This window comes from Glycomyces niveus (assembly GCF_017592475.1).
Taxonomy (GTDB): domain Bacteria; phylum Actinomycetota; class Actinomycetes; order Mycobacteriales; family Micromonosporaceae; genus Glycomyces; species Glycomyces niveus.
This window is the reverse complement of the sequence record NZ_JAGFNP010000009.1, coordinates 203,738-216,534: the sequence shown is the minus strand read 5'-3', so window position 1 is coordinate 216,534 and position 12,797 is coordinate 203,738. Positions and strand designations below refer to the sequence as shown.

The 12,797-nt window shown below is 68.7% G+C and carries 5 protein-coding genes; 1 reads left to right on the top strand and 4 read right to left on the bottom strand.

Annotation, left to right across the window (positions count from 1 at the left end):
- Positions 1-146 precede the first annotated feature (146 nt).
- The gene (locus tag J5V16_RS16730) at positions 147-2,195 is read right to left on the bottom strand and encodes a glycoside hydrolase family 36 protein (RefSeq protein ID WP_208497611.1); all 2,049 of its coding nucleotides are present in this window, start codon (positions 2,193-2,195) and stop codon (positions 147-149) included.
- Positions 2,196-2,393: 198 nt separating this feature from the next.
- On the opposite strand from J5V16_RS16730, the gene J5V16_RS16725 reads away from it, so the two are divergent.
- Positions 2,394-6,671 (top strand): Ig domain-containing protein, encoded by a 4,278-nt coding sequence (locus tag J5V16_RS16725; RefSeq protein ID WP_208497609.1) that lies wholly within the window; start codon positions 2,394-2,396, stop codon positions 6,669-6,671.
- A gap of 82 nt (positions 6,672-6,753) precedes the next feature.
- Here the strand turns inward: J5V16_RS16725 and J5V16_RS16720 are convergent, their stop codons facing one another.
- The 3 genes from J5V16_RS16720 to J5V16_RS16710 form a co-directional block, all read right to left on the bottom strand.
- Positions 6,754-8,793, bottom strand: a complete 2,040-nt coding sequence (locus J5V16_RS16720) for a cellulase family glycosylhydrolase (RefSeq protein WP_208497608.1) — start codon at positions 8,791-8,793, stop codon at positions 6,754-6,756.
- Between the two features lie 130 nt (positions 8,794-8,923).
- Positions 8,924-10,981 carry a cellulase family glycosylhydrolase gene (locus J5V16_RS16715; RefSeq protein WP_208497606.1) on the bottom strand — a complete coding sequence of 686 codons (2,058 nt, stop codon included), beginning with the start codon at positions 10,979-10,981 and terminating at the stop codon, positions 8,924-8,926.
- A gap of 346 nt (positions 10,982-11,327) precedes the next feature.
- Positions 11,328-12,797: a ricin-type beta-trefoil lectin domain protein gene (locus J5V16_RS16710; RefSeq protein WP_208497605.1), complete on the bottom strand. Its 1,470-nt coding sequence runs from the start codon at positions 12,795-12,797 to the stop codon at positions 11,328-11,330.

Genomic DNA, 12,797 nt, shown 5'->3' with positions numbered 1-12,797 from the left:
CTCACGGCGTGACCGAGTCAACACGACAGCTCAATATTTCCATTCATCGATACTGAGGAGTCGGTCGGCGCCCTGTTCAAGGGCACCGACCGGCTCGCCGTCCTGCTACTCCCCCGCACCTCGCGGTGCCGCGTTCCCGTTAGCGCTCACTGCACGGTGAAGATCCGCGCGGCCGGGCCCTCCGGGACGCGCAGCACCGGCACGTCGCCGTCGGCGCGGATCGCCCAGACGGGCAGGTCGACCGGGTAGGCCTGCCGCACATGCCGACCGCGCAGCCCCGGCAGAGCGACCTCCGCCGCCGCGCCGCGAGACCACACCGCCAGCAGCGACTCAGTGCCCGCCTCGAGCTGCAGCGCGATCACGTCGTCGTCCCAGCCGGGCAGGCCGAGCGGCCACACCGGGTGCGACCGGGCGATCCGCTCGCGCCAGTCCTTGTGGAGCGCAACGGCTTCGCGCACCAGCGCGAACCGCTCCGGGCCGAGCCCGCCCAGGAACCCCGAGAGGTAGAGCCGGCCCATCACCCCGGCGGTCATCGCGAACGCCGTCTCCTCGATACTCATCGACGCGTCCGGATACGCCCAGTTCCCGGCCTGCTCGGGGAGGACGCTCGCGGGAGCGGCCGCCGCGATCGGCGCGTAGCGGCGGAAGTCCTGCTGGTCGCTCGTGGACTGCAGGTGCGCCACCGAGAGCAGGTGGTAGTCCATGCGCATCGCGCCGGAGCCGCAGTTCTCGAACAGGACCCCGGGGTGCCGCCGCTGGGCGTCGCTCAGCCAGTCCCGGAACGCCCGCGTGTGCCCCAGGAGCCCGGCGCCCGGACCGTCGCAGTCCACATCGGTGCCGACCCCGGCGTTCACGTTGTAGTCGAGCTTGAAGAACGCGATCCCGAACTCCTCCACCAGCCGGTCGACGGCCTCGTCCAGGTGGGCGCGCGCGGCCGGGTGACGGAAGTCGAGCTGGTAGTGCCCGGTCTCGAAGACGCGGCGGCCGTGCCGCTGGAAGAACGCCTCCTCAGGCAGCTCTCGGGCGGCTTTCGCGTTGGCGCCCACCGCTTCCGGTTCGAGCCAGATGCCGGGGCGCATCCCCTTGGCGCGGATCGCGTCGAAGACGGCGACGAGCCCGCCGGTGAAGTGCCCGGGCGCTTCGTGCCAGTCGCCGGCGTCGGTCCACCAGTTGCCGGTGCCGTACCAGCCGGCGTCCACGCAGTAGTACTCCGCGCCCGCCTCGGCGGCCGCCTCGATGAGCGGGAGCTCCTTCTCCGTGGAGGGCCCGGCCATGAGGGTGTTCATGAAGTCGTTGTAGACCAAGGGAAGCCGGGCGTCGACCGGGCGGACCTCGCGGATCGCGCGCCGGTAGTCGGACAGGGCCGCGAAGGCGGCGTCGCGCCCGCCGTCGGCGACGCAGCACCCGGCGGGCACCGTCGTGAACGCCTCGCCGGGCGCGAGGCGCTGCGTGAACTGGTGATACAGGTCGGTCGGGCCGTAGACTCCGACGGTGACGGTGCCCTCGTGCTGGCTCGCCTCCCAGTGCCAGCCCGCGCTGGCCTCGACCTGCCACGCCAGCGACGGCCCGCCCTCGGTCAGGAGCACGCCGGTGGGCAGGAACTCGCCGCTCGAGAACGACCCGTGGCTGGTCCTCGCCACGTTCCCCCGGTTGCGGCGGTGGTGGAACTCCGGGTTGACGTTCGGCAGCAGGTCGGTGAGCGGGCGCTGGTGCCAGCGCCCTTCGGCGAGCCATTCGCTCTCGCCCCAGAGGAGGTCGTGCGCGCCTTCGGGGACGGCGATGAGCGCCGAGCTCACGGCCAGGAGCACGAGTTCGTCCTCCGCTCCGTTGCGGACGGTCTGGCGGATCTGGAGCCCCGGTCCGGCGGCGCGGAAGACGCTGGTCACTTCGAGGCCGAGTTCGGGGTCGCGCTGGTGGACGCGGAGTTCGTCGCCGTCCGCTTCGTGGCCGGTGTAGCGCAGCCGGAGCCCGGCCCCCCAGAGCAGGAGGCTCTGGTTGTGGCGGGCGCGGTGCTCGCCGGCGGCGCTGAGGTCCACGATCGGCGAAGGCGCGGCGACCGACGGGGCGCCGGGGCCGGTGGCCCAGTGGACGAGATGGACGGGCCGCTCGTCCGCGCCGGTGTCGAAGCGCAGGTGCAGGCCGGGACGGGTCCATTCGATGGCCGTTCCGGCGGGCGGGGGTGCGGTCGCGGTCATGTGCTCGCTCCAGTTCGGATCGTCGGAGGGAAGGGTCGCGTTCGGGAAAGGCACGCGTTTTCAGGAAAACGATATCGGAGTCTTGATTCCAGTTCTGGACGCCGTTAGCATCGATCAAAGGATAACGATATCCCGCTTTCTTGGCGCGCCTCGACCCCTGTCCCCCGGCGCGCGCCGGACTACGGAAGGAACCCTGCGATGAAGCAGACCAGACCCCGAGGACGGCCCTGGCCGACCGCCGCGGCCGCCGTGCTGGCGCTCGCGGCCGGCATGGTGGCGGCGGCCTCCCCCGCTCCGGCCGCCGAGCCCTCCGGGCTCATCACCGACCATGTGGTCACCGTCAACGAGACGGTGAGCGACGCCGGGTTCGTCCATCCCGGCATCGGCCTCTCCGCCGACGACCTGCGCACGACGCAGGAGATGGTGCGCTCCGGCCAGGAGCCGTGGGCGTCGTACTTCGACGCGATGACCAAGACGGGCTTCGCGTCCACCACCTGGCGGGCGTCGAACTCCGTGTCGGCGGCCGAACCCGACAAGGCCCGGACCAAGATCTTCGACAACGCCGGGATGCGCGGCCGGGAGACCAACGACTCCTTCGGCGCGCTCACCCAGTCCCTCATGTGGGTCACCACCGGGAACGAGGTCTACCGCAAAAACGCGATCCAGGCCCTGCGCACCTGGGCCGACATGGACCCGAACGGCTACACGTACTTCCCCGACGCGCACATCCACACCGGACACCCGCTCTACCAGTTCCTCATGGCCGCCGAGATCATCCGCGCCACCGAACCGGCGGACGACGACACTCCCGGCCAGCACGACGGCTACAACGTGGTGTGGAGCGCCGAGGACGACGAGCGACTGCTCGGCAACTTCGCCAACCCCGTCCTGGAGGAGTTCCTGGCCTCCAACCACCACTGGATGAACCAGCACAACTTCGGCCTGTTCGGACGGATCGCGACCGCGATCTACTCTGACGACACCGCGGGCTACGCCAAGGGCGTCGAGTGGTACACCGTCAATGAGGGCGACGACGCGTACGACAACGGCTCGATGGCCGAGCAGATGCCGCTCATCGAGGCGGAGAACCCGATCAACCCGTACGGGTACGACTTCGTGCAGGTCCGCGAGATGGGCCGCGACCAGGCCCATGGCGAGTGCAACATCGACAACTTCGCCGGGCTCGCACGGATGCTGGAACTGCAGGGCACCAAGGTCGACCCGGTCGACGGCACCGTCTCGACCGCCGAGGACGCCGTCTCCGCCTACGACTTCCTCGACCAGCGGCTCCTCCAGGGCGCCGAGCAGTTCTACAAGTACATGCAGGGCGGCTGGATGCCGTGGGTCGACGAGCGCGGCGAGGACTGGTTCGGCACGGTCTCGCAGTCCTACCGGGGCCGCATCTTCAACACGATCTCGGTCGCGGAGCTGTACTACGAGTACAAGATCGAACGCGGTGTCGACGTGGAGGCCGAAGCGCCGTGGCTGGCCCGCCTGGCCGCCCGCATGGACGGCCCGATCTTCACCCGCGGCGCCTCGACGACCGCGAACTTCTGGGGCCCGGGCGACAAGAACCCCGAGTACTGGGTCGCGTTCCCCGAGGAGCTGGCCGGCACCGAGCCGCCTGCGCCGCGCGAGGACCCCGCCTGGCGGTTCGACAAGGCCGGGCTCATGCTCGACGACCGGACCGAGCTCGTCACTGAAGGCGGTCAAACGTTTGCGCGCGCGAGCGTCACCGAAGAAGGCACGACGACCGCCATGTCCCGCGTGGAGTTCGCGCAGGGAGCCGTGTTCGGCCTCAAGTACCGCAGTGACGGCCCGGCGCACCTGGAAGTGCTCCGCAACCCCGAGCCCTCCGGGCTCAACCCGAATGAGGCGCCCAAGAGCATCCTTGCGACGCAGGACCTCCCCGACACCAGCGGAGAATGGCGGTACTTCGCCTACCCGATGTCCGGCAACCCGATCAACTACTTCCGGCTCACCGGCGCCGAAGGCACCACTGTGGACATGGACAGTGTGATGACCACCGGCGCGAAGGACCTCACGCCACCGCAGTTCCCGCAGGCCGACGGCACCACCTACATGGCCGCGAACATGGAGCGGACGCTCGACGTCAAGGCGGTCGACACCGGCGGGGGCGTGACCTACTCGGCCGAGGGCCTGCCCGAAGGCGCGTCGTTCGACACCGCGACAGGCGACTTCACCTGGACCCCCGGCGACGCCGACCGGGGCCGCCACGAGGTGCGGATCTTCGCCGACGACGGCCAGACGGTCGCGAGCCGCACGTTCGAGTTCGTCGTCGCGGCCAACCGGCCCAAGACGATCGACACGATGCTCGCCGACCTCTACGACCCCGACGCCGTGTACGAGACCGCCAGCGCCGCGAACTTCGATGCGGCGCTGCAGGACGCCAAGGAGGCCTCCGAATCGGGCACCGATGAGGAGTTCCTGACCGCGCTGGAAGCATTGCGGGACACGGTCGAGGGGATGCGCCTGCTGAACCCGCGTTTGGAGGACGGCGGGCTGGACATCTCCGGCGGCATGGTCACGCCGCATGATGTCACCGCCGCTCAGGTGGACTACATCGTGCGTCCCGGCCACACCGGGAACATCCTGCACACCTCGTTCGTGCTCGACTTCGGGACGCGGTTCCGGGTCGCGGCCGAGGAGTTCGCGTTCCAGGGCCCGTTCGCGTTCGCGATGCGCTCGGCCGGGACCAACGTGTACGGGTCGAACGACGGGATCGAGTGGGACCTGTTGTCGGAGCGGCCCACGGCCGAGGTCAACAGCTGGGAGCACATCCCGGTCGTCGAGGAGCACCGCGGGGAGCAGTACCGGTTCCTCAAGCTGCAGGTCGACGAGCCCGCGCTGCCGAACGACCCGGCCTACCCGGGCATCTGGATCGTCGACGAGTTCCACATCATGGGCGAGCGCACCGAGCTGCCCGGCGCGATCGACGAGGTGTCCTTCACTTCGCCTGGCGCGATGCGGGAGCGGGTGACGGCCGGCGACACCGCCGAGCTCACGTTCAAGAGTGACGAGGCGATCGGCGATGTGGCCGTCGAGATCGGTGGCCACCAGGTCGAGGCGGTGAGCGAGGACGGGCTGTCGTGGAAGGCGAGCCTCGAGCTCGGCGAGGACACGCCGGTCGGCGACGTGCCGTTCAGCATCGACTACAGCATCGGCGGCGACGCCGCGCCGACGGTGCTCGGGACGACCGATTTCAGCCGCGTGTATTTCTCCGATGATCGGAACATCGTCGATCCGGCGACGTTCGCCGAGGTCGTGGACGACAACGGCGCGCCCGACGCCATAAGGGAGGCGCAAGCGGCGCTCATGCTCGACGGCAAGGTGAACTCGATCGGCGCGCTGAGCGGGACCACCGGCGAGTACCACATCACCTGGGACTTCGGGGAGGGCCGCGGGCTCTCGCTCGACCGCGCCGACTTCCTGATCAACCAGGACACCAGGTACCCGGGCCTCATCGACACCATGGTCTTCCAGGGCTCCAACGACCTCGAGCACTGGACGACCCTGACGGAACCGGCGTTCCGCGGCTACGACTGGCAGAACTTGGAGTCCGGCGACGAGACGCCGTACCGATACCTGCGGCTGCGCAACCGGTATGCCGTCTCGGTCTCGGAGTTCAGGCTCTTCGGCGACATCAGCGGCGACCTCGACACGGTGCTGGAGCAGGCCGACGCCGTGGATCTGGAGGCGTACGCGCGCGGTTCGCGGATCCTCTTCCCGCGGGAGGTGGCGGCGGTCCGGGAGGCCCGCGAGGAGCCGGGCGCCGATGAGGACGCGCTCGCGCGGCGGCTCATCGACGCGTGGGAGCTCTTGGACCCCTTGGTGACCGAGGCGCCGGCCGCGATCGACCGGAGCTGGGTCACCGCGAGCACCGCGAGCTGGGACGGCACGCTCAACGCGGCCGACAACGGCTGGCGCATGTTCGACGGGGACCCCGGCACCTGGACCGACACCACCACGAAGTCGTGCACGAACACCGTGCTACCGACCGACGGGACCGAGTTCGAAGTGCTCGGCGTCAGGTACTTCCCGAAGGACGCATCGGTGAACCGCGCGACCAACATGTCCATCGACGGCTCGAACGACAGCGGCGCGACCTGGACCGCGTTCGCGAACACCGGGACGCCGGTGCGCGGCTGGAACACGGTCGCCTTGGCCGAGCCCGTCAGCTATGAGGCGCTGCGCATCAGCGGCGGCAACGGCTACTGCAACGTCGCCGAGCTCGAGTTCATCGTCGCGGTCGTCGACAAGTCCGCGCTCGACGTCCGCTTGGGCGACGCGGCGGCGCTGCACGAGGCCGACTGGACGGCGGATTCGTGGGCGGCGCTGGTCGCCGCGCGCGCCGCCGCCCAGGCCGCGAAGGACGGCAAGAGCGCCTCGCAGGAGGAGGTGGACGCGGCGGCCGCGGGTCTCGCCGACGCGATCGCCGGACTGACCGCGGCGTAGCCGCTAAGAGTACAAGGGCCGCCGGGCCGGAGCTGCTTGCTCCGGCCCGGCGGTTCTCGTTGTGGTGGAAGGTGAACGGTGGCTAAGAGGCCGTGCCGGTCACGATGGTGCCGGTCCTGGTGACCGTGTAGGTGATGGTCTCGCCGCCCCACCAGTGGAAGGTCAGGGTGGCGGGCTCGCCCTCTTTGAGGGTTTCGAGGAACGCCGTGTTGAGGATGATCGTGCCCGCTTCGTAGTCGTAGATGAAGCTGTGCCCGAACTCCTGGTACGGGGTCCAGGAGGCGGGGCCGGCGTTGGTGCCGTCGGCGTACTTGGCCTCCATGGTGGCGAGGTTGTCGCCCTTGAACTCGGTCGGGATGTCGAAGGCGGCGGTCGTCGTCCCGGTCGCGTCCGAGAGCACCGGCCGGTCGTTGGTCTTGATGTAGATCCGCCACGGCGTACCGGCCGAGAAGCGGGCCTCGACGATCGCGTTGACCCCGTACGCGCGGTCGCCTGCGAGGCGCGTGAGCGCGGCGGCGGTGAAGGTGAGCGTGTCGCCCGAGACCGTGTAGTCGGCGCCCTCCTTCAGCTTCTTGTCCTCGTGCCACAGGCCGTCGAACTCGAGGCCGTTGCGGTTCAGCGTCAGCGACTCGTCGCCGATGGTGCCTGCCTTCTCGAGGTAGATCCGGTCGAACGAGGTGGTCCCCGAACGCGACGTGACCTCCGTCCGAAGGTGCTCGGCGACGTACGGATCGCGCCACTCGAGGGTCTCGCGGTTGAGGAACTGGCCGGCGTCCCACAGCATCGTCGTGAGTTCGTTCTCGCGGGCCTGGAACTGCAGGTCCTCGAAGAACTTCAGCATCTCGCCCTGCTCGATCCGCTCGGGCGCCCAGTGGGAGTAGTTGAAGACCGCCCACTCGCCGACGATCACGGGGATGCCGTTCGCCACCAGGGTGTCGTGCGCCCGCTGGAAGTAGCCGGCGAGGTCCTGCTGGACCTGCTCGTTGTAGGTGGTGAAACCGGCGATGTTCACGGTGAACGGCCAGAACCCGTAGTAGTGGATCGTCGCGGCGACCATGTCGTCGTCGAGGCCTTCGATCATGGTCTTCAGCGGGTCCAGGCGCGGCTGCTCGGCGTTGGTGTTCAGCGTCGGCAGGACCAGGAGACGGTCGGCGTTGTTCCCGCCCGAGGCCCGGACGACGTCGTAGAAGGCGCGGTTGAGCTCTTCGTTGTAGGGTTCGCCAGCGTCGCCTTCCTTGCCGACGAACTGCGGTTCATTGTTGCTCTCGAAGGAGAGTCCGGCCGGGTAGTCCTTGAACCGCTCGGCGATCTGCGCCCACATCGACTCGAACTTCGCCATCACGTTGTCGTGGTCGTTCGGCAGCTCGTCGAGCCACATCCACGAGTCGTGGTGCAGGTTCAGCATCACCTGGAGGTCGTTCGCGAGCGCCCAGTCCACGACCTGCGCCACGCGCTCCATGCGCTCCGGGGCGATCGTGTAGTCCGGGGCCGGGCCGGTGAACTCGTCCCAGGTCACGGGGAGCCGGATCGAGTTGTAGCCTTCGGCTCTGACGATCTGGAGGAGCTCCTCGGTGATCATCGGGTTGCCCCAGTTGGTCTCGCCGCCGAGGGCGTCGAGGGTGTTGCCGATGTTCCAGCCCGGCTGCATGGCCGCGACCTGCTCTTCGGCGTCGGCCCATTCGGACGGCTCGCCGACGGTCCCGTCGCAGAGGCGGCCGTTGAGGCGGAACTCGGCGGGGGCGGTGTTGGCGCCGGTCCAGGAACCGGTGAACCCGAACGAGGTCGAGCCGCCGGTCGCGAGCTTCGCGTTGTGGCCCAGGCCCTCGACCTTGGCCGCGTCGGCCTTGCTCTCGTCCTTCGCGCTCCACAGTTTCGTGACGCGCTGGCCGTCGGGCCACGCCCATTCGAGGGCCCAGCCGTCGATGGGGTCGCCGAGGTTGGTGACCTCGACATTGGCGTTGAAGCCGCCGGACCACTGGCCGGTGACCTTGTAGTCGATCTCGCAGCCTTGGGCCGCTTGGGCCCCTACGGCAGTGAACAGTCCGGCGGTGAGCGCGGCGACGGTGGCGGCGGCGAGCACGCCGATCCGCAGCCGCCGGCGGCGCACAGGGGTTGGTGTCATCTCAAGACTCCTGTCAGGAGAGTGGGATTCCTTGAAGGGTTCGGAGTACGGGGATCGGGGGATCGGGGACCGCCGGGCCGGAGCGGAGCGCTCCGGCCCGGCGGCCGCGCTGGTGTCCCTTTCGGGATCGTTAAGAGGCCGTTCCGGTCACGGTCGTGCCGTTCTTGACGACCGTGTAGTCGACCGACTCGCCGCCCCAGAGGTGGTACGTGATCGTGACGGGTTCGCCGTCCCTGATCGCGTTGACGAAAGTGTTCGGAACGGTGATCGAGCCGTTGATGTAGTCCGGCAGCCAGCTCACCTGCGACTCCTGGAACGCGGTCCACTCGGCAGGGCCGGCGTTGGAGCCGTCCGCGTAGTGGGCCTCCATCTGCTCGATGTGGTCGCCATTCCACTGCGTCGGGATGACCAGCGAGCCCGTCCCGGTCGCATCAGAGAGGACGGCCTGGTCGAAGGTGATGATGTTGATGCGCCACGGGACGCCCGCGGAGAAGCGGGCCTCGATGGTGGCGTTGGTGCCGTAGGCCCGGTCGCCCGCGAGGCGGGTGAGCGTCGCGGCCTTGAAGGTCAGCGTGTCACCCGAGAGCGTGTAGTCGGTGCCCTCGACGAGCTGCGTTTCCCCGTCCCACACGCCCTCGAACTCGAGGCCGTTGAGGTCCAGCGTCTGCGACACATCGCCGATGGTGCCGGCCTTCTCGAGGTAGATCCGGTCGAACGAGGTCGCACCCGAGCGGGTCGTCCAGCTGGCGGAGATCCGGTCCTGGAGGTACGGGTCGTGCCACTCCAGGGTGTTGCGGTTGAGGAACTGGATCGCGTCCCAGATCATCGTCGTGAAGTGGTACTCACGGGCCTGGAACTGCACGTCCTCGAAGAACTTCAGCATCTCCCCGTACTCGACCACCTCGGGACCGGTCACGCCGTAGTTCAGGATCGCCCACTCGCCCACGATGACCGGGATGCCGTTCGCCACGAAGGTGTCGTGCGTCCGCTTGAAGGAGCCCGCCAAGTCTTCCTGGGCCTGGGCGTTGTAGGTCGGGAACCCGGCGACGTTCACCGAGAACGGCCAGAACCCGTAGTAGTGGATCGTCGCGGCGACCATGTCGTCGTTCAGGCTGTCGATCATGGCCTTGAGCGGGTCGAGACGCTCCTGCGCGGCGTTGGTGTTCAGGGTCGGCAGGACCAGGAGACGGTCGGCGTTGTTCCCACCCGAGGCGCGGACGATGTCGTAGAAGGCGCGGTTGAGCTCCTCGTTGTACGGGTCGCCCGCGTCGCCTTCCTTGCCGACGAACTGGGGTTCGTTGTTGCTCTCGAAGGACAGCCCGTCAGGGTAGTCCTTGAAGCGCTCGGCGATCTGCGTCCACATCGCCTCGAACTTCGCCATGACGTTGTCGTGGTCGTTCGGCAGCTCGTCGAGCCACATCCACGAGTCGTGGTGGAGGTTGATCATGACCTGGAGGTCGTTCTCCAAAGCCCAGTCCACGACCTGCGCGACGCGCTCCATGCGCTCGGGCGCGATCGTGTAGTCCGGGGCCGGGCCGGTGAACTCGTCCCAGGTGACGGGCAGGCGGATGGAGTTGTAGCCCTCGGCCTTGTAGGTCTGGAGCAGTTCCTCGGTGATCATCGGGTTGCCCCAGGCGGTCTCGCCGCCCAGCGCGTCGAGCGTGTTGCCGATGTTCGTGCTCGGCTCCATGTCCGCGACCTGCTCCACGGCGTTGTCCCACTCCTGCGGGCCGCCGGTGGGCGTCTCGGTGGGTTCGCCGACGGTGCCGTCGCAGAGACGGCCGTTGAGGCGGAACTCGGTCGGGTCGGTGTTCTCACCGGACCAGGAGCCGGTGAAGCCGAAGGCGGCGGTGTCGCCGGTGGCGACCTTCGCGTTGTAGCCGTGGCTCTCGGCCTTGGCGGTCTCGCCCGAGCCGGTGTGCTTGGCGTTCCACATGTTGGTGACGCGCTGGCCGTCGGGCCAGGTCCATTCGAGGTTCCAGCCGTCGACCGGCTCGCCGAGGTTGGTGACCTCGACGGCGGCGATGAAGCCACCCGGCCATTCGCCGGTGACCTCGTATTCGACCTCGCAGCCCTGGGCTGCCTGGGCGCTCACCGCGCCGAAGAGGCCGGCCGTCATGGCGGTGACCGCCGCGCCGGCGATCACGCCGAGGCGCAACCGCCGCCTGTGGACAGTGCTTGGACTCATTGAGACTCCTTGCAGGAGAAAGAATTCAGGAAATTGCCTGGGGATTGAATCGAGGCATGTAGATTCCTGCTCGACTGTTGAACGGTAAAGCTTAGCCGATGAGTTTGTCAACACGCGAAACCAAGTAAGCGGTCTCCAGCGAACTTCGCCTGCCGATTAAACCGGCATTCAGGACAAAATTTGATGCCCTCGTCATCACGTTGGCGGCCAAGGCTTACCGGGCATCGCGACGCTGCCGTTAGTTGGTTTCTTATCGTGACAAACGATTGCGGCAGGCTCGCGAAAGCCCCGCCGTGCGTGCCAGCTGGACGCACGGCGGGGCTCAGGGATTCAATGGTTCAGCGGTTCAGAGCGTCCACTGCTGGTTCGCGCCGGTGCCGCAGGTGGACTGCTGCAGGCGGGCGCCGTTCGCGGTGCCGGCGTTGACGACGTCGAGGCACCTGCCGGAGTGGCGGGCCACGAACTGCACGTGGCCGCCGCCCGCGTCGCGGCGCTGCCACTGCTGGTTCGCGCCGCTGCCGCAGGGCCACAGGATCGCCCTGGCGCCGTCCGCGGTCGAGGCGCCCGAGATGTCGAGGCACTTGCCCGAAGCGGCGGAGACGATCTGGACGTAGCCGCCGCCGGCGTCGCGCAGGGTCCACTGCTGGTTGGCGCCGCCGTGGCAGTCGTACTGGATGATCTCGGCCCCGTCGGCGGTCGAGGCGCCGACCACGTCGACGCACTTGGCGGACAGGCGGTTCACGATGTCAGTGGTCTGGCCGCCGCCGATCGTGTCGCCCCAGGCGTGCCGGATGCGGTCGGCGCCGGAGGGGTTGCGGATGGTCAGGTCGATGGCGGTGCCGCTGCCACTGGAGGCGAACATCGAGTACCAGTCGTACCCGATCGAGCCGGTCTTGCCGCCGAGGCCGGGCCAGTAGGTCGAGCCCATGCGCTGCTCGCGGGCGACGTCGGTGACCGCGCGGAGGTAGCGCACGAAGTTGTCGGTGCTGACGGCGTTGGCGTAGTCGCGGCCGTCGTTCATGGGCGAGCCGAACTCGGTGAGGACCGCTCGCGGGCCGCACGAGCCCAGCTGGTCGCGGACGCTCTGCACCCACCCGGCGTAGTCCTTGGTGCCGTAGAAGAACGCGTAGTGGTGGAAGGAGACGAGGGTCCCGTTCAGGCGGGAGTCGGCACAGATCGGCTTGGCGTCCTGGCTGAAGCCGGTGCCGCCGATGAGGATGCGGCCCTTCGGGATCGAGGGCCGGGCGTTGATCCACGAGGCGGCGACGTTCGTCCACTCGCCCGTGCTGTAGCCGTGCGGCTCGTTCATCGGCTCGAAGTACACCAGGGAGTTGGACCCGTACTGGGAGGTCACGGTGTTCCACATGGTGTTGAAGGCGTTCATGTTGGTGATGCGCCCGCCCGAGGCCGCGCCGTCCTCCCAGTAGGCGAGGATGACCTTGAAGCCGCGGGCGGTGGCGGCGTCGATGGTGCCGCGGTAGGCGTTCCACCAGGTCGTGCCGACGGTGTGCGTGTTGACGGGGAGCCGGACGGTGTTGGCGCCCATGGTCGCGGCCATGTCGGCGTAGATCGCGTCGGCCTTGGCGCGCACGGTGTCGTAGCTGTCGGACTGGCTCAGCCGGTCCAGGACGAGGGGGCCTTCGACGAAGTTGTCCCCCACCACGGCCCAGTTGAAGCCGCGGAACTGGCTGGTGTCGGCCGCCGCGGGCGACGCTCCAGTGAGGACGGCGACCGGCACGAGCACCAGTGCGGACAAGACGGCGAGGAGGAGGCCGCGGAGGGAGGGCCGCGGCGGGGAAGAGGTTGACGCGTTCAT